The organism is Breoghania sp. L-A4 (genome assembly GCF_003432385.1).
Taxonomy (GTDB): Bacteria; Pseudomonadota; Alphaproteobacteria; order Rhizobiales; family Stappiaceae; genus Breoghania.
In genome coordinates, this window is the sequence record NZ_CP031841.1 from 1,303,902 (window position 1) to 1,320,786 (window position 16,885).

Here is a 16,885-nt window from a genome sequence, read left to right on the forward strand (position 1 = left end):
CTCACTCGCCGGGGTTCATGTACCAGCCGCGCCAGTCCAGGAACGACGCGCCGAAGTCCAGCCGCACCTTCACCTCCACGCCGTCGATGTCGAAGCCGGCGCGGCTGTCGGTCTGCGGTCCCTCCGATCCCTGCAGGTAGGCGTATTCCAGCCCTTCGATGGTCGCCGGATCGGCTGCGATGTACCAGCGTGCCGCATCGACCAGCCGCGCCTCCACCAGCGGCGTCAGCTTGCCGCCGAAGGGGTTCACGTCTTCCGTCTTGTTCGGCTGGATGCTGGCGAGGATGGTTTCCGCCGTGGTCTCCAGTTCCGGCGGGATCAGCAGGTATTTCGGGGTGACCGAGATCGGCCGGCCGTTGAGGCCGGTCTGCCGGCGCATGGCGAGGCGTGCGGCGGACAGCGTGTCCACGGCAATCGCCCCGCCGGCTGCGGCGAGGTTGCCGTGGTCGGCATGGAACACCGCCTTGCCGTCGTCCATCGTCGGGCCAAGCCCCGCGGCCTTGACCAGCAGGTCAACGAGGAATTGCACCTCGAATTCCGCCGCGGCCACGCCCAGCTTGCCGGCAAGGTCGGTGAACGCGCCCAGGTCGTCGTTCACAAGCGCCTGGCGCGACAGCCCCACGATCGTGCCATAGGTGCCGATCGCGTAGGTCTCCTTGGCCTCGATGAAGCCGGAGTGCTTGTATTCGCCGTGCTCGTTCACCTTCTCCAGCTTGGCGAGGTCCGCCGCCTGCACCTTGGTCTTGGCGCGGAAGTCGCTGTGCGTCGTCTGCCGCGCCAGCATCTTGAGCGGCGCGGGGGCCGCCTGATACGCCGCCCGCAGCGCCCGGTTGCCGGTGTCGCCGAAGATCACCGGGAAATCGCTGGTGGTGGTCAGCGCCCGCGTGATCGTCTCCGCCCGGTTCAGCCCGGTGGTGGAGATCCCGCCGCGCCGCAGGCAGTCGCGCGCCATGTCCAGCACCGTCATGCCGGCATAGGCGCGCGCCGGTTCCGACAGCTCGTGCGCCGGGTTGACGCGCGTGGCATAGATCGCCTCGCCCATGCGGGTGGCGATCGCCGCCGGGTCGTCGTGCTGCGCGATGATGCTGGTGCGGGCCGTGGGCGCGCCGCTTTGGCGCTCCCGCATGGCCTCCAGCGCCGCCGCGCGGGCTTCGTTCTCCGATGCGCCGCGATCGATCAGGCCATTCGCCCAATCCGATCCGAGATCGAAGGTGGTGCCCAGGGCACGGATTTCCTGATTGACCGCCGCACGGGTTTCCGCCGGCGGTGTGTTCACCCTGGTTTCTGCCGGGGGCGCTTCCGGCGTCTCAAGTTCTGGAGGCATGTCCTGTCCTCTGGTGCGTGCGGCGGGGTCGGCTCCCACCGGCACAAGGCTCACTTCGCGCAGCTCCCAGGCGGTGACGGTCCGGATGCGTGCGCCCGCCGCATCCTTGCCGTCACGCCAGTCTTTCGGGAGATAGCCGACGCTCACGTTGCGAATGATCCCCGCCTTGATGTCCTGCCAGAAGGCGTCATGACGGGGGGAAATCTGGACCTTGACGATCAGCTTGCCGGCCTCGAAACGCACGGCGCGCACCGCGCCCAGCACGTTCTCCAGCCCGTCCTGGCGGTGGCTGTCCAGCAGCGGCATGCCGTCCAGCCGGGAAAGGTCGATGGCCTGTTCGGAGACTTCCAGCACCTCCACGAAGGGGCCGTCCATGTCGCGCCGCTCCACGCCCGCCCCGGTCGAGGCGACCAGGTCCACGGTGCGGCTCTTGTCGTCGATGCTGACGGGCTCAAAGCCCGCGCGGATCGTCACCGGAGCGTTCATTGCGTCGCCTCCTGTTCAACTCCCAGGGTCTTGAGCCGCGCCGCGTCCGCCGCAATCTCGGCGTCCACGTCTTCCGCGTCGTAGCCGCGTTCCGCGATGATTTCCGAGCGCGAGCGCAGCCGGTTGGCAAGGGCGATTTCCGCCGCCTTCGCGTCGTTCTGCGGGTCCACCCAGGGCCATGCCGGGGGAAGCCACTTGGCCGCCTCGAGCGCGCTGCGGTCGCTCTGGTAGCGCGCCGCCGGGATCGCGCCGGTGAGCACCTGCGCGCGCACGAAGCCGCGCCACACGGGCCGGCACAGGCCGAACACCAGCGTGTGGTGCTGGATCGACTGGCAGAAGCGGCGGAATTCCATCAGCGCGGCCCGCGCGCTGGAATAGTTGGTGTGCGAATAATCGCCGGTCGCCTGTTCGTAGGTCACGCCCATGCCGGCGGCGATCATGCGCAAGGTGGTGTCCATCAGCGGTCCCGCGCCGCCCTGGTCGGGGGCGTCGGGAAACTCGATATGCTTGCCGATCGGCAGGTTGATCAGCGCGCCCGGCTCCAGCCCCGCCTGCAAGGTGGCGTCGGCCTGTTCGCCGTCATAGGGCGGGGTGCCGTCCGGGTCGGTGATGAAGCCGGCGTGCAGTGCGGCCACGCGGGCGCGCACCAGCATGGCGTCGGTCAGGCTGTCCAGCTCGCGCGCCGGCACCAGCACCGGGGCGAACCACGACAGCCCGCGAATCTGTCCGGGGATCAGCTGCCGGAACAGGTGAATGACACCGCCCGCCGGCATCCGCACGGGCGCGAGCGGAATGCCGGCGAGCGCATCGCCGGGCGCTGCCCGGCGAATCCAGTAGGCGGCGATGCGCCCCGAGGCGTCGAATTCCGCGCCCTGGTGGATCGCGCCGCCGTTGGCGAGGCTTTGGGTCCTGGAGCGGTCCAGCTGTTCGGGGTGCAGCCGGCGCAGCTGCGGCGCGCCGGTCTCGGGATTGCCCAGGATCAGAAAAAGCGCCTCGCCGAAGGTGGCGAGATCGCGCACCGCCAGTTGCTGCAGGCCGTAGAAATCGGTGCGCCCGTCCGCGTCCGCCTCGTCCGTCCAGGCCTTGAAGCGCCGGTGCAGCATGCGCCGCGTCGCCTCGTCCTCATGCTCGGAACGCGGCTTGATGCCGTCGCCGGCCACGTTGGTGGCAAGGCTCTCCAGCATCCGCACGCCGGTGGGGTTGTTGAGCGCGTAGTGCTGCGCGCGGGCCGCCACGGTGGAGGCCAGCGCGTGAACCGTGGCGGCGTTGGAGATCACGCCGCTGTCGCGCCAACGCCGCCCGCCGCCGGCGGCGTCAAGGGCCGGCGCGGAACGACGAAACAGGCGGGACAGGGCGGCGATCATTCGGTGTCCTCCTCGTCTCCCGGGTCCAGTACCTCGATCAGCACGTCGCACGCCATCCGCTCCAAATCGGCTTGCGAGGTGATGGGGGGGACTCCGGCGCGTCGAGCTTGTCGAGCTGGAAGAGCACTTCGTCCATGAGAGTGATCAGGTCGATGACAATCGCGGTTCCATTGGGAAACCGACCGCCGTATTCGGCGGTGCGCATCGCAACCGCGACCGGCTGATAGTCGAATCCGTCCATGTAGTAGGCGTCTTCCTCGTCGTCCTCGTCGGGCTGAGCGCTGATAAATACAATCGAGCTGTCCAGCTTGCCCTTGTCGTAAAGCTCATCGAATTTCGCTTGCAGGAGCGATGCATGGGCAACGGCAATCTGCGCGGAAATGCCCATGTTCGTCAGCACCACCACAAGGCGCAGCATGCAGATATCGGGGACCGTGAACCTGGCCCATTTATCGCCCTTGTCCTGGTATCGATCCTTGAACAGGCCATTCCGGTTGCACCACGCCCGAAAGGTTGAGGGTTTGCAGCCGGCGACGGCGACCGCAGTGGAGCTCTTGTAGGGGCGGTATTGGGGCGCATTGGTCATAACGATACGGGCGTATCACAAAAAATAGGACCGTTGCAAGTGTATCAGATACGTATGCGGGCGAATTTCGATTTGCTTTCGCGCGGCAGGATCAGCGTGCTTGTCTCGCCGGCGGCGCTCCTGTCGAAGCGCTTCGCCTCCAGCATCTCGCAGGGTTCGCCGGCGCGGCCGGCCATCACAAAGCACCAGCGGCTGCCCGGCTGGCAGGTGGCCGCGTCCAGGGCGTCTTTCAGCGCACGGGCGTGGAAGGCAATGCGATCAGCGGGACATGCGGCGGGAAGGGCGAGCGCCACGCCGAAGACCTGGCGGCGGGAGAGATCAACCATAATCCTCCTCCCGGTCGTGATCGATTTCCCGTTCGCCGTCCTCGTTGCAGAGTTCCGGCTGGTCGCGGAAATCGCCGCGCATCGGGTGGCGCGCGAAGTGGCCGGTGTATTCCGGCCGGCTCACGGTCGGCTCGAAATCGCCGCCGTCCTCCAGGTCCGGGTCTCCGTCGATCTGGTCGAGCAGCGCCACAAGCCCGTCAATCGCCGCCTCGATGCGTTTGCGCATCTGCGGCTCGACCGTCAGCCAGAGCGGGGCAAAGCTCTGCCGTTCACGAAAATGGGTGTCCATTCGTGGCTCCTGTGGTATGTTCTGAATTCGTAACACTGAGACGATAATGCGTCTTTCAGTTTCCGTCAATCATAATCGTAACGGTGTTCTGATTTGTTAGCGGTTCAATGTAAAATGGCAAGAGCTGCCCTTGGCTTAGGTATTCGCGATTTAGCGAAGCTTGCGGCTGTATCGCCGGATACGATCGCGCGCTTGGAGCGCGGAGAAGAACTAAAACCAAGGACAGTAGGCGCCGTTCGATTGGCGTTGGAAGTTATGGGCGTGACATTTATTGATCAAAATGGCGATGGTCCTGGAGTGAGGTTAAAGAATGTCTGAGTATGAAGTTGACGAGTCGAATTTAAACGAAAATAGTAATGAATTTAAGAAGGCAGACCATTCAGAATTTGTTTTTGATTTTCCATTATACTCAAAAATTAAATATATAAATGATTTCAGTGGTGCCGACATACTTAAATTGCAGAATGAACATATAGAAGGATTCTGCAATATATGTAAAAGGACTAGAATATTTTACTGCATTTCTGTGAAGAGCGGAATGCAAACTCTAATGAGGCAGCATCCAAATGGTATTGTTTATCATCAAGAAGTTGGAGGAAACATATCTTTTGTTAGATATGAATGCTCTGCGGATAAAGATCATGTAATAGATGTAATTATGAAGCTCGATGTGGCGTATTGGCAAAAAATTGGTCAGTATCCTACTTTGGCAGATATTTCAAAGGCCGAGTTACGTAAGTATCGTTCCGTTTTAACTTCGGAATATCAGTCAGAATTAAACAAAGCTATAGGTTTAGCATCTCACGGTGCTAATATAGGTGCCTTTGTATATTTACGAAGAGTATTTGAGGGTCTAATAGAGCTCAGGGCGATTGAGCAAAATATGGCTGAAATGAAAGAATTTAAAGAAGCGAGAATTGGTGAGAAGATAGATCTATTGAAAGAACATTTACCTAAAATTATGGTGGATAATAAAAAAATATACGGGATGCTAAGCGCCGGAGTACATGATTACACTGAGGATAAATGTGGGGGCTATTTGAAATAATATATCATATGATATTGCTAATTCTAGAAGAAGATAAAGAAAAGAAAGATAAAGATGCTCGTTTAAAGGCGGTAGAGAAGGCTATTAAAGAATTAGAATAGTTTTTGAGAGGATAGTTAATGAAATTTGAGAATTTTTTCTCAATTCAGCCACTTGGATTCATATGATTGAGGAGTGCTATTGCATAAGCTCACCTCCGGTTGCCCGCTTCGTAATTGCATGGATTTAATTGGAAGTGCAATTTGAACAAGATCTTGTCCTATTGTTCTCCACCCCTGCAACGCCGCCGCCGCATAGACGCGGCAATCCAGCGGCTCATTGCGCACGCCGGAATCCTTCACCCATTCGATTTTGGCCACGCCCTTTTTCCATTTTCGCACCGGCCGCTCCGCCGTCAGCCCGAGAAACCAGTCCCGGTCGCGCTCCGCCGGGAAGTGACAGCAGCCGGGGCCGGGTTCGGTGATCCGCAGCCGCGCCAGCAGCGTGTGCTTGATGCCGTCCACGCCGATGATGAACAGCGGCGCAAGCGCGTTCCTTTTGGGCTTGGGAGGCCGTTTCGGCCATGCCGGCACGCCGGGCCCGCCGCGCCCCTTGATCGCCCACACGCGCCTGTTCTGCCGCGCCTGGACGTATTTCATCACCTCGCCGGTGCGGTGTCCGCCGGTGTCGATCGCCACGGCCGCAACGGCCAAGTCCGGCACCGCGCGCGGATGCCGGAAGCGCCGCGCGAGATAACCGTCCAACTGCCGCCACACGTCCGGCTTTGCCGGATCGCCCCAGAACACCTGGTAGTCGAGCGACCACGATTCCTCGCCCATCCCCCAGCCGACGATTTCCGCCTCCAGCCGGTCGTCCTGCGTGTCGATTCCGGCGGTGATCAGCGCCACGCCGTCCGGCAGCAGCTCGCCCCAATCTTCGCCGTCTGTGGCTTCCGCCCTGGCCATCAGCGTGTCCGCCTCCACCGGGGCCGTTTCGCGGTCCTCGAAGGCCTCGCCGAGTTTCAGATTGACCCAGCTTTTCAGCCGCACCGGATCGGACTTGCAGGCCAGAAAATCCACCGCGATCTCGCCCCAGCTCTCGAACGGCGAGTAGAGCGCAGAGAGATGGAAACCGGCCGTCAGCCCGTCGCCTGTCGCCGTGGCGCGCCATTCGCCCTTGGCCAGCATGTCGGGCTTGTCGCGTTCCTCGATCACGCCGCCGCACGCCCGGCAGCTGTAGAACGCCGCGCGCGGCGAATCCGCGTCCCAGGTGACGCCGGACCACTCCAGCACCTGGTGCGTGGCGCAGTGCGGGCAGGGCACGAAGAATTTCCGCCGGTCGCTCTCCGCATAGGCCTTCTCGATCCGCGACACGCCGGCAATCGTCGGGGTCGAGATCAGCAGGATTTTCCGCCGCCCGCGAAACGTCACCGTGCGCTGAATGGCGAGTGCCACGGGGTCGCCTTCCTCGTCCGCGTCGGCCGGAAAGGCGTCCACCTCGTCCAGGACCAGATAGCGCGCCGGGGTGGAGCGCAGGCCGGTGGCGGAATTCGCGCCGGTCATCACCAGCGCGCCGCCGGGGAATTCCTTGAGCGTGATCGTGTTGCCGCTGTCGCGTGATTTGGGCGGCGCGATGCGTTCGCGGATGGCCGGCGTGCCCTCGATCAGCGGTTCAATCCGGGTGCGGGAGTTCCGCCGCACCATGTCGATGGACGGCCAGACGGCGAGGATCAGGCCCGGCGCATGCGAGATCCAGTAGCCAATCGCGTTCATGCCGGCTTCCGTGCCGCCGGTCTGCGCGCCCTTCATGAACACCACGCGTTCCACCGGCGAGGCGACCGACAGGCAATCCATGATCTCGCGCAGGTAGGGCACGCGAGACGTGCGCCACGCGCCTGGCTCCGCGTTCGTCGCCGGCAGCACGCGGTTCCTGTCCGCCCATTCCGAGACGCTCAATTGAGGCTCCGGTGCCAGCCCGCGCCGCCTTGCGGCATCCACCAGTCCCGGCGTGATCGCGGCCAGATCAATCATCGCCCATGGCCTCCAGCGGTGTTCTGGCGAGGCTGGCGAGCTGGTCGCGCACCTCGCGGTCCAGGATCGCCACGATGGCCGAAAGATCGCCGCCGGTGCTGGTCGCAAGCGCCGGGGCGACGCGGTTGACCCAGCCGATCCAGGCGTCGCGCTCCGCCCTGGCGCGGCTCTCGATTGCCTGGAGGGCGGCGCGCCGCTCGATCAGGTTGCCGGCGAGGATTTCCGCCTTCAGGCGCGCCGTCTTCGCGTCCGCCGCCTCCCGTTCGGCCTTGGCGCTGGCGAGCGTCCAGTCGTCGCCGGCCTCGCCGCGCCGGCGGTTGCCGTCCACGTTCTCGCGGTACCAGTCGCGGCCTCTCGCCAGCTCGATTCGCCCGTTGGGTTCCACCGGCAGGCCGGCGGCGATGAGCTGCGACACGCGGCCGGCCGAGACGCCAATCGCCTCGCCGAATGCGCGCTTGGACAGCGTTTTGGGTCCGCTGTCCGCTCCTCCGATCAGGTCAAAGCCCTGCACTTCCTGCATGTCTCGCCATCCGCTTGATCCCGATTTTAGATCCTAAAATTCCGCCGTCTAAAAAACCCGTGCGCTCAGTCGCCCCGTATTGGCTTGGGGCAGGAAGGACCCGCCGTCGCCAGCCGCCCCTCCACGCCGGTGGAGAGGGGGACGCGCTGACAAGCGTCCCCCTCTCTCCCCCGTAGGGGAGAGGGGGCTATATGTCGGCACAAAAGAGTTGTTATATCTCAATGGCTTACAGCGAGCTATCGGCACCGAGGGAGCTATATGTCGGCACAATGATTTCAATGGGTTACAGCGAGCTATCGGCAGCTGTCGGCACGTCATTTCGCTGTCCTCCATGTGCTCAAATCGTAGTCGATCGGCACCACGGGCTTGGACCCTTTGCGGTGCTCGACGACGTGGATTTCGCCCTTGTCGAAGAGCCGCCGCATGGCCCTCTCCAGCCGGTCAATCGGGAGCTGGCTCGCCTCCTTTCCGCCGTAGCGTTTCATCTGGCGCGGAGCGTACTCCGGCCGTGTCCGGTTCACGCTTGGACAAATGCCCGCCTCCAGCAGTTTGCGAAGCCCGTTCATGAACGTGATTTCGTCTTGCAGGCTGTCCATGAGTGAGCCGTCAACCTCCTTGGTTTCGGCGACAAAGGCCCCGCCCACATACCGCGCGGTGATGGTCGTTCCGATCTTGGCGTAATTGGACTTGCGACGCGTCAGGATGCGCAGGTCTGCCGGTCCCGGCGCGTCGTCTTCGACCTCGGGAAATTCGAAGGTGATCAGCGAGCGAACGCTGGCGCGCCACGCGGTCGAGCCGCTGTATCCGCGATCCTTCATTCCCGCGACGCTGGGGTGCGCGAGAACGACGACGGCACCGTCGATTTCCGTGGCGATCCGGCGCAGGTATGTGAGGAACTGGCGCACCTCCAGGCGCTCGATTTCCCGCCCTCCAAACGTGTCGGCGGCGGTGTCGATCACGATCAGCTGCGCGCCGATTTCCTTCGCCAGATCGATCAGGTTTTTGCCAAAGCTCGTCGGCTGGCCGATGCCGTTTTTGAAGGTCATCAGCAGCGTCTCGCCGGTGGTCTTGTCCAGCCAGTGATAGCGGCCACCAAAGTCCTCGAAGTCCAGCCCATGAACACGGTTGATTGCGTCCTGGCGTCGCAGCAATTCGTCGCGCTCGTCCTCGCAGGACACGAACAGCACCGTGCGCTGCGGCACCTCGATGCCAAGCCACGACGTGCCCGTCGCGGCCGCCGTCGCCAGTTGCATGGCAAGCAGGCTCTTGCCGGTGCCGCCGTCCGCGTACAGCGCCGTGACCGTGCGGTCAGGCACCCACTCGGGCACGCACCAGCGGCGGGGCGGGATTTCGGTTTCCTGAAATTCGTGGACGGCGAGCAGGCCGGGATAGTTCCCAAATCGCGGCGAGGTCGCCGCCGCGATGGTGCGGTTGATGCGCTCACGGCCCCTTGCCCAGGTGTCTTCCGTCATCGCGCCAGCTCCATGCGATCAGCGATCAACAGGAGCCGGTCCGCTGCCTCGTGCTTGTCCTCGAGGATGGTTTCCGGGGTGGCGTGACGGCCGTTTCCGATGCGCCGGATCAGGTGGGCGCAATCGCGGATTTCCTCCGAAAACGGGTTTGCCAAACCGTCGCTAAGTGCTTGATTTTTGGTACCCGGTTTGACACCCGCCGAAGCGGCAAAGCCTTGGCCGGTATCAATGGTATTCTGATTGAAAATCCGCGTGTCGGTGGTTCGAATCCGCCTCCGGGCACCACTTCCCCCATTTAAGTTTTTGAATTGATTGCCTTTTGCGCCAAGGTGCGGGGCGCATTTGGCACAGGGTGCGGGGAACGCTTGACGCCTTTTGTCTGAAACGTGCCGTGTGGGCGTGAATGTTGATGGCACGCCAGCCCATTCCGCGAAGCGATCGCTATTGGGCAGTCTTCCCAATCGCATGAAATCGTCCAACGAGCGCGCGGGGGACCGGTGTGACGCCCGTGCCAGCGGCTTTGCGGATCCTTCCGAATACGGGGTCCGTCGCGCACATTGGCGGGCGCCGTATCCATCAGAGCGCAAGCGCAGGGCCTTCGACCGTCACTTGACAATACCGCGTCGTATCGTTGGTCCAGTTTTGCGGGCCACGGCCCGCGTGACACAAGAATGTCTGCAGCGTCCAGACTCCGGGTGCGCTGGGCGCTATGAGCTCGACCTGCCAGGATCCATCAGGACGCCGGGTCGGGATGGCCGTCTGATGAGCGGGCAGGTTCCGAAAGACGCGGCTGTCCCACAGAGCCAGCACGTCGTCTCCCGGCCGGACTTTCGCCGAGGGTTCAAGGCGAAGGGAAAAGCGGGTGCCTGGCCGAACCGGCTTGGGCAGGTCTTCACTCCTTGTTTCTGGACGCGACCCGTTGTGGGGCGCAGACGGCAACCTGAGCGCCAACCGTATCCTGTCTGCGAGTATGGAAGGCCATTTGCTCGTCTGAACCGACTTCAGCAGCCGTCCGATCTTTGTCTTTGCGCGCAACTCATGAAGTCCAGCAGGTGGCAGCGAGAGAGCCGACCGCACATGGCCGGCAAACGGTGGAATGACATCCGGATCCAAAAAAGTGCCATGCTCGCCAGGAATTGTTTCGCAGACAACGTCTGGAAAGAGGCGGCGCCAGAGCGGCCAAGGATCGATGTTGCGCAAAAACGGATTGTATTTTTCGCTTTCAGCGCCGAACACCAGCGTGCAGCGCACAGGCAATGGCGGAAGAACCGACCATTCCAGACCGATGAAACCCTGAACTTTGCATCCGTTCAGAATCAGAATTCTCGCGATCTCGGCCGCAACGGGCGTAGCCGCGCAATTTCCGCCAACGTAGACCTTTTCGGATCCCAGAACAGGCAGCAGATCGGCCGCATAAATGTCAGCCAGGGTTCTCGTGTCCCAAATACTGCCATCGCCGGTACGGATTATGTGCAGCAGCGATCGCATGCCGATCAGGGGCTGGTCCGGTCCCAGCTCGGCCGCCATGGAGGGAAATTCGTGCGATGCGTTGAAGACCCAGACGAGCGGCGGCTTGGTTCCGGATTCGTTCGCGATGGTGATCAGGTTGAATCGTCCGGTCTTCCTGCCTCGCCAGTGCGCCACGTAGTTTGCGATGAGCTTGAGTTTCTGATCCGAAACGTTGCCCCTATCCATCCCGTTTCTCCAGCAACAGCTCGCCGATCAACACCGCATCCAGTCCCGAGGTCATGAACAGAGCCAGGGCATCCTCAATCGAGTGAACGATCGGCTTGCCCATGATGTTGAAGCTGGTATTGAGCACGATCGGCACACCGGTCAATGCGCCAAACGCCTGAACGACATCATACATCCATGGCGCGTTCGTCGCCGAGACGGTCTGCAGGCGACCCGTGCCATCCTCGTGTACGACCGCGGGAACCAGATCCTTCCGGTCGTCGCGCCAAGGCAGTGCGAACGACATGTACGCAGAGGCCTGAGGCCGCTCGAACCAGTCCGATACAGTCTCTTCCGCGATCACCGGAGCGAAAGGCCGGTAGGGCTCACGGCCCTTCACGTCACGATTGAGTCTTTCCTTCATGTCAGGGCTGCGCGGATCGGCCAGAATGGACCGGTTCCCGAGAGCCCTCGGGCCGAACTCCGCCCGCCCGCGCATGACGCCGATGATCTTTCCCTGCTCCAGCCGCCGGGCGATTTCACCGGCGCTGCCGCCCGAGATATCGCTCACCATCCCGAAGCGGCCCAGATGCGAAAGCCGCGCCAGCGCCTTTCGCGAGGGCGTGCTGCCGAGAAATGGAGAGCCGTCGGAAACCGGTATCCGGCTCGTCCCCGTGGTCTGCATCCAGCTCAGGATCGCGGCACCGATCGCATTGCCGTCATCGGCGGGAGCGGGGGGAACAAAGACACGCTCGAATCCGGTCCGTCCCGCGATTGTGCCATTGTAGGAGGAATTCAATGCGCACCCGCCGCTCAGGATCAGATTTCCCTGCGCCCCGTCCAGGCATTCCGTCAGGACCTGGTCGGCCAGTTCCGAAAAGGCGGCCTGACCGCTCGCCGCAAGATCCGCGGCTTCCAGCGGCGAGGCGCCGGCGCTCCGGGCAAAGGGCCGCAGCGTTTCGTGCGCCTTGACAAGGGCATCTTCATCCGCGAAACGCAGGCGCCCCTTTTCGACCGACACAATCGAGCTCATCACGTCGCGCAGTTCTGGCCGCACCTTGCCATAGGCCGCCAGCCCCATGACCTTCCATTCCTCACCCAGGCGCCAATCGAAGCCGCACAGTCCCGTCAGCCAGGCGTAGAGCGTCCCCAGGCTGCCCGGTCCCCAGGATCGCCAGCGGCGACGGATCTTCCGATCGCGCAGATCGAACAGCGACACCGCGCCCACCTCGCCCTCGCCGTCGATGACCAGACAGGCCGCATCCTCGACCGGAGCGAACAGGCTGGCCGCCACGGCGTGACAGAGATGGTGATCGAACCGGCTGACCTCGGGCATGTGTTGCGCCAGTCCCAGACGCAACAGCGAAGCTCCGGCAGCGGCATGAATTCCCGTATGCAATTGACGAAGCCAACGGCCGTCGGTGGCGGGAAGCAGCGCGTTCGAAAGCTGCACCGGCAGGTCCGCCTTAACCGTTTTCCAACTCGTCGCGACCCGCAGCTCATCGGTTTGCGGATCAAAACCGATCGCTGCCAGCGCCGCCTCAAGATGGTTCACATGATCCGGCGCAATACCCCAGGCGCGCTTGTCCTGCACAAAACGTTCGGTCGCCTCGGCAAACATCACACGACCAGTCTCGTCCACGATCGCCAGAGCGGGATCGTGACCAGAGGTAGACAACCCGAGGTGAAAGATCGTCATCAGTCCGCCAGGCGCTGCAGAATCGACTTGGCAAATGCCCCCAAGGTTTCATGGTCAAAGATATCGGCCGGATCCATTTCGACCTGGAAACGGTCCTCGACATCGCCGCAGAGCAGCACCGCATCGATCGATTGGAGCCCAAGATCCATGAGAACCGAGTCCTCGGAGATGTCTTCGATATTGAGCTTGGTGCGCTGTGCGATCTGCTGGCGCAAGAACTCAAGCAGTTCGGTGGATAGCGTCATTCTTCTTGTTCTCTGTTGGAGTGTCGGTGCAGGGCAGGGCGCTTAGCGCCACCGTTTGCGACAGGGGGAAGTACCGCTGGCCCTGCGCGACCAGGGCAATATCGGGATATCGGGAAAACAGGGCGGGCACGGCGCGCCGGATCACCAGCCGCGACAGGCCGGCCCCGACGCAGCGGTGGAGCCCGTGGCCGAAGGAGAGATGCCCGGCGCCGCCGGCCTGCTCCCTGTTGACGGCCTGGATGTTCACACGCGCCGTGTCGCCCGTCTTCATCGGCACGTCGCCCAGTTGAAGATCGTGCCGCGCCATGCGGTAGATGAACTTGGGACTGCCGCACAGCGCGATCAGATCCTCCAGGCGGCTGTCGATCCATTCCGCGCCATCCGCCCCGGCGCGCTCCTCGGGCGGGCGCGTCAGGATCCAGTGCAGGATGTTGGCAAGCGTGTGCGAGAGATTGAAACCGGCGCCGTACAGAACCAGGACCACGGCCTTGATGTCCATGGCGGAAAATCCCTCAGGGCGCGCGGCAAGCAGATCCTCTAACAGAGACCGCGGCCCCGCGTGAGGGGCCGGAACGGTCATCAAGGAGAGCGCCTCGCCAAAGGTCGACTGCACGCGCTCCAGTTCCCGCAGCGACAGCCACGGTTCCAGCACGTCCTGAAGCCTGGGGGCGAGTTGCTCGAAACGCTCCGGATCTTCAGGAAAGATCCCGAGGACGGGCGCGACGACGTCCTGGCGCATCCGGTCGGCGAAGCCGGTCACCAGATCGGGCTCGCTCGTCTGCGCCAATCCGTCCAGCGCGCCTGCAATGGCCGCCTCCAGCGGACCGCTCCAGTCCCGCAGGCGGCTGGCGCCGAGGGTGTCGATGATACGGTCGCGCAGCACCCGATGGCGCTCCCCATCCATGAAGAACAGGGCGTTTCGCGCGACGCGGATCGCGGTGGTCAGGTCGCGTCCGCTTCGCTCGGCCAGCGTCGTCAGATGCTCCGCCATCCGGGGCGGGGCAAAGTGATCGTTGCCGCGCACGACCTGGCGCGCCAGGTCCATGTCCTGGATCTCGCACAGCCGGCTGGAGAGCCGGCGCGAACCGGCGACGGTTTCGCAAGGCAGGGCGACCGGCGTCTGCATCATCGGCGTCTGCACGAAGCTGCAGAGTTCCTTGTCGAGTTGAAGGCGCGGGAACCGGCGCGCCAGAGCCGGAATGGCCTGGGAAAACAGGACTTCGGTCAGGAACGATCCGGGGCACTTGTGGGTCCCACTGCCAAAGCTCATGTGAAGCCGGCCCGGTTCCGCGCCGCCACGCAGGCAGGCGTTGGCCCCGACGATATCGACCACCGCTGTTTGCCCCTTGTCGTAAGGGCATCCCGCGACCTCCGTCGCACGCGCCGCCACACGCACCAGGGTCCTGGTCGTCTGATACAGACTGAGAACGCGCGGCAGCTCACGCGAGGCCCAGTCGGGGCGGGCCGCGTCTTGCCACAAGGCGCTTGGGCCCGTCAGCAGGCCATAAAGCGCAAAGGCCAGCGACTGCGTTGCCGAGTTCGAGCCGGCCAGAAGCCCCAGCACGAGATATCGGGCGTCCAAATCCTCCGGCAGTTCGTCACATCGGCGATAGAGGCATTGGAGCAGGGTTTCCGGTTGGCCTTCGTTGCTTGGAGCCGATGCATCCGGAAATGCGGTGATGAGCTCACCGACCGCCCGATCCAGTTTCCTCAAGGTGGGTACGGAAAGGTAGGGCTCCGTGATCCGCTGAACCGTCTCGATGGCCCGGAAACGTTCTTCGCTCGCGTCGATGGACAGGCCGAGCACCCGCGGCATGACCTCAATGAACAGCGGAATGGTGAAGTCGGCGACCAGATCGGGCCGCGACGCGGCCGCCAGCCGGTCGAGCGCATGGTTCAGCGCGCCCTCGAGCACGCCGCTCCAGCAGGCGAGGCCCGTCTTGCTGAAAAAAGGCGCGATGACCCGCCTGGTCTTCAGATGGTCTTCGCCGGTCATGGCAACCAGCGTGTTCGCGGACAGGCGTCTGAGGTTTCCGAGGTCGATGCCGCCATCTTTCGAAAGCGCGTCGAGATAGTGGTCGATCCTCGGCAACTCGAGCATGCGCAACACGGCGTCCGCTTCGGGCGGGCTGGTGACGAAGGATGCGGGATCGACCCAGATATTGCCCGTCATCGGAGGTCCTCCGGCTCGGAAAGACAGGCTCCGAATTCCTTAAATGTGGCGGCAACCGTCTGACGGCGAATCTTGCCGCTGCTCGTGCGGGGCAAGGCGCCGCGCGGAAGGATGCGGATATCATCAAGCACCACACTGTAGCTGCCGGCGACGGACCGCCTGATGCGCGCGATGATCTGCCGGGGATCCTTCAGCCTTGGCGTGCCAGGCCGCAATTCGATGTAGAGGCTGGCGTGGCCGCTTGCGGCCGGTTCCGGCATGAAAGCCGCTGCCGCCATGGGATTGAGCCCCGAATCCGCGCGCGCGGCCAGCCATTCGATCTCGCTGGCGGCGACCTTGCGGCCATTGACGATCACGACGTCCTTCCGGCGACCGGTGACATACAGGCGGTTGCCCGAAACACCCCCGAGGTCCCCGGTCCGCATCCACCTTGTTCCATCGGCCTCGTTTTCGAAGGTCTCGTCCGTCTCCTCCGGCGCGCCCAGGTAGCTGGTGCTGGCCGACGCCCCGCGCAGCCAGATCTCACCCGTTTCGCCATCCGGTATCGCCGCGCCGGTTTTCGGGTGGGTGATCCGGATATTGCGCCGCGTATGCTCGGACAACAGGCACGGTTCAACCGCCGTCCAGCCTTGCGGGATGTCCGAGACATCCGTGTCCGGGGACCGGCTTTCGGGCTCTCCGGCGGAGAAGAGCGTATATTCCGCCATTCCGTAACATGCGAACACGGAGTCCGGCGCAAGACCGGATCGCGCGAAACGTTGCCGGAACCGGCTCAAGAGGCCCGCCGGCACAGGTTCGCCGCCGCAAAAGGCGCGCTGCCAAGACGACAGGTCCAGCCCGGCGCAGTCCTCCTCCGCGATTCGCGTCAGGCACTCCTGAAAGGAAAAGCTCGGACCGCCGCTGAACGTCGCCCGGTAGGTCGCGATCGCCTGTAGCCAGGACAGGGGGCTGCGGATCATCTCGAAGGGGCTCATCTGCACCGAGTAAGCCCCGCTGAGAAGCGGATAGAGAATGCCGCCCATCAGCCCCATGTCATGGTAGTGCGGCAGCCAGTTCACCATGACCGTTTGCCGGTTCATGCCCCACAGCGTTTGTATCATGGCGCAATTGGCCCGTATCTGCGCCGCGGTGATCGGAACCGCCTTGGGAAGGCGGGTGGAACCGGATGTATGCTGAATGATCGGGATTGTCCGGTCCGCGATGCGGCCAGCGCCGCCCAGGGGCATCGGCACGGGATCGTCGACGGCCAGCACGGCACAGACCGGAAGCCCGTCCCCATCGCGCAACTGCTCTTCGACGGCCGTGCGGCGGGCCGCCATGCACAAGACGGCGGTAGCCCGGCAGGTTTGCGCGATGTGGCGCAGCCGGCCGGGAGGATCGGACGGGCGTGGGGGCGCCACGGGCACCAGCGTTCCTTCGCCGATCAGCGACGCGATCAGCGAAAAAAGAAACGTCTCGCCCGGCGGCAGCGCCGCGACGAGCACATGCGGCCCCGCGCCCAGACAGGCGTCCCATTGCCGCAAGCACTGCTCCGCCTCGGCCAGCAATTGCCCGCCGGTGTAGTGGTTCGCCCGACCGTGACGCCCCAACACCGTGATTTGGCGCTCATCTGACTTCAACTCGAGATTGCGCAGAACGTCTGAGCGCAGACTCTTCATCACCGGAATCAA

At 63.4% G+C, this 16,885-nt stretch carries 16 protein-coding genes; 2 read left to right on the forward strand and 14 right to left on the reverse strand.

Annotation, left to right across the window (positions count from 1 at the left end; genetic code table 11):
- Window position 1: 1 nt before the first annotated feature.
- The 5 genes from D1F64_RS06110 to D1F64_RS06130 all read right to left on the reverse strand — a co-directional run bounded on the left by D1F64_RS06110 (window position 2) and on the right by D1F64_RS06130 (window position 4,375).
- Window positions 2-1,810, reverse strand: coding sequence for a prohead protease/major capsid protein fusion protein (locus D1F64_RS06110; protein WP_117411696.1), 1,809 nt, complete (start codon window positions 1,808-1,810; stop codon window positions 2-4).
- Window positions 1,807-3,174, reverse strand: a complete 1,368-nt coding sequence (locus tag D1F64_RS06115) for a phage portal protein (RefSeq protein WP_117411697.1) — start codon at window positions 3,172-3,174, stop codon at window positions 1,807-1,809. The genes D1F64_RS06110 and D1F64_RS06115 overlap by 4 nt, the downstream gene beginning before the upstream one ends.
- Before the next feature lie 37 nt (window positions 3,175-3,211).
- A complete protein-coding gene (locus D1F64_RS06120; RefSeq protein WP_162901334.1) occupies window positions 3,212-3,592 on the reverse strand; it encodes a hypothetical protein in 381 nt (126 codons plus the stop codon).
- A 212-nt stretch (window positions 3,593-3,804) separates the two neighbouring features.
- Window positions 3,805-4,086, reverse strand: coding sequence for a hypothetical protein (locus tag D1F64_RS06125; protein ID WP_117411699.1), 282 nt, complete (start codon window positions 4,084-4,086; stop codon window positions 3,805-3,807).
- A complete protein-coding gene (locus D1F64_RS06130) occupies window positions 4,079-4,375 on the reverse strand; it encodes a hypothetical protein (RefSeq protein WP_117411700.1) in 297 nt (98 codons plus the stop codon). The genes D1F64_RS06125 and D1F64_RS06130 overlap by 8 nt, the downstream gene beginning before the upstream one ends.
- A gap of 93 nt (window positions 4,376-4,468) precedes the next feature.
- On the opposite strand from D1F64_RS06130, the gene D1F64_RS06135 reads away from it, so the two are divergent.
- Entirely contained in the window at window positions 4,469-4,693 is a 225-nt protein-coding gene (locus D1F64_RS06135; protein ID WP_256372889.1) for a helix-turn-helix transcriptional regulator, read from the forward strand.
- On the forward strand, window positions 4,686-5,423 hold the full coding sequence (locus D1F64_RS23140; RefSeq protein ID WP_162901335.1) for a hypothetical protein: 738 nt from the start codon (window positions 4,686-4,688) through the stop codon (window positions 5,421-5,423). The genes D1F64_RS06135 and D1F64_RS23140 overlap by 8 nt, the downstream gene beginning before the upstream one ends.
- Window positions 5,424-5,563: 140 nt before the next feature.
- On the opposite strand, the gene D1F64_RS06140 is transcribed toward D1F64_RS23140, so the two are convergent.
- The 9 genes from D1F64_RS06140 to D1F64_RS06175 all read right to left on the reverse strand — a co-directional run bounded on the left by D1F64_RS06140 (window position 5,564) and on the right by D1F64_RS06175 (window position 16,873).
- Window positions 5,564-7,432, reverse strand: coding sequence for a phage terminase large subunit family protein (locus tag D1F64_RS06140; RefSeq protein WP_117411702.1), 1,869 nt, complete (start codon window positions 7,430-7,432; stop codon window positions 5,564-5,566).
- Window positions 7,425-7,952, reverse strand: a complete 528-nt coding sequence (locus tag D1F64_RS06145; RefSeq protein WP_117411703.1) for a hypothetical protein — start codon at window positions 7,950-7,952, stop codon at window positions 7,425-7,427. Before D1F64_RS06145 ends, D1F64_RS06140 begins: the two co-directional genes overlap by 8 nt.
- A gap of 314 nt (window positions 7,953-8,266) precedes the next feature.
- Window positions 8,267-9,424: an AAA family ATPase gene (locus D1F64_RS06150; RefSeq protein WP_117411704.1), complete on the reverse strand. Its 1,158-nt coding sequence runs from the start codon at window positions 9,422-9,424 to the stop codon at window positions 8,267-8,269.
- Window positions 9,421-9,903 (reverse strand): hypothetical protein, encoded by a 483-nt coding sequence (locus D1F64_RS23145; protein WP_162901336.1) that lies wholly within the window; start codon window positions 9,901-9,903, stop codon window positions 9,421-9,423. Before D1F64_RS23145 ends, D1F64_RS06150 begins: the two co-directional genes overlap by 4 nt.
- 97 nt (window positions 9,904-10,000) lie before the next feature.
- Window positions 10,001-11,119, reverse strand: coding sequence for a hypothetical protein (locus D1F64_RS06155; RefSeq protein ID WP_117411705.1), 1,119 nt, complete (start codon window positions 11,117-11,119; stop codon window positions 10,001-10,003).
- The gene (locus D1F64_RS06160; RefSeq protein ID WP_117411706.1) at window positions 11,112-12,797 is read right to left on the reverse strand and encodes a carbamoyltransferase C-terminal domain-containing protein; all 1,686 of its coding nucleotides are present in this window, start codon (window positions 12,795-12,797) and stop codon (window positions 11,112-11,114) included. The genes D1F64_RS06155 and D1F64_RS06160 overlap by 8 nt, the downstream gene beginning before the upstream one ends.
- A complete protein-coding gene (locus D1F64_RS06165; RefSeq protein WP_117411707.1) occupies window positions 12,797-13,042 on the reverse strand; it encodes an acyl carrier protein in 246 nt (81 codons plus the stop codon). The genes D1F64_RS06160 and D1F64_RS06165 overlap by 1 nt, the downstream gene beginning before the upstream one ends.
- Window positions 13,017-15,215: a cytochrome P450 gene (locus D1F64_RS06170; RefSeq protein ID WP_117411708.1), complete on the reverse strand. Its 2,199-nt coding sequence runs from the start codon at window positions 15,213-15,215 to the stop codon at window positions 13,017-13,019. The genes D1F64_RS06165 and D1F64_RS06170 overlap by 26 nt, the downstream gene beginning before the upstream one ends.
- Window positions 15,212-16,873 (reverse strand): AMP-binding protein, encoded by a 1,662-nt coding sequence (locus tag D1F64_RS06175; RefSeq protein ID WP_162901337.1) that lies wholly within the window; start codon window positions 16,871-16,873, stop codon window positions 15,212-15,214. The genes D1F64_RS06170 and D1F64_RS06175 overlap by 4 nt, the downstream gene beginning before the upstream one ends.
- Window positions 16,874-16,885: the final 12 nt, after the last annotated feature.

Coding starts and splice junctions, on each gene's coding strand:
- D1F64_RS06110 (WP_117411696.1), bottom strand. CDS start 1,810: ATGAACGCTCCGGTGACGATCCGCGCGGGCTTTGAGCCCGTCAGCATC.
- D1F64_RS06115 (WP_117411697.1), bottom strand. CDS start 3,174: ATGATCGCCGCCCTGTCCCGCCTGTTTCGTCGTTCCGCGCCGGCCCTT.
- D1F64_RS06120 (WP_162901334.1), bottom strand. CDS start 3,592: ATGCTGCGCCTTGTGGTGGTGCTGACGAACATGGGCATTTCCGCGCAG.
- D1F64_RS06125 (WP_117411699.1), bottom strand. CDS start 4,086: ATGGTTGATCTCTCCCGCCGCCAGGTCTTCGGCGTGGCGCTCGCCCTT.
- D1F64_RS06130 (WP_117411700.1), bottom strand. CDS start 4,375: ATGGACACCCATTTTCGTGAACGGCAGAGCTTTGCCCCGCTCTGGCTG.
- D1F64_RS23140 (WP_162901335.1), top strand. CDS start 4,686: ATGTCTGAGTATGAAGTTGACGAGTCGAATTTAAACGAAAATAGTAAT.
- D1F64_RS06140 (WP_117411702.1), bottom strand. CDS start 7,432: ATGATTGATCTGGCCGCGATCACGCCGGGACTGGTGGATGCCGCAAGG.
- D1F64_RS06145 (WP_117411703.1), bottom strand. CDS start 7,952: ATGCAGGAAGTGCAGGGCTTTGACCTGATCGGAGGAGCGGACAGCGGA.
- D1F64_RS06150 (WP_117411704.1), bottom strand. CDS start 9,424: ATGACGGAAGACACCTGGGCAAGGGGCCGTGAGCGCATCAACCGCACC.
- D1F64_RS06155 (WP_117411705.1), bottom strand. CDS start 11,119: ATGGATAGGGGCAACGTTTCGGATCAGAAACTCAAGCTCATCGCAAAC.
- D1F64_RS06160 (WP_117411706.1), bottom strand. CDS start 12,797: ATGACGATCTTTCACCTCGGGTTGTCTACCTCTGGTCACGATCCCGCT.
- D1F64_RS06165 (WP_117411707.1), bottom strand. CDS start 13,042: ATGACGCTATCCACCGAACTGCTTGAGTTCTTGCGCCAGCAGATCGCA.
- D1F64_RS06170 (WP_117411708.1), bottom strand. CDS start 15,215: ATGACGGGCAATATCTGGGTCGATCCCGCATCCTTCGTCACCAGCCCG.
- D1F64_RS06175 (WP_162901337.1), bottom strand. CDS start 16,873: ATGAAGAGTCTGCGCTCAGACGTTCTGCGCAATCTCGAGTTGAAGTCA.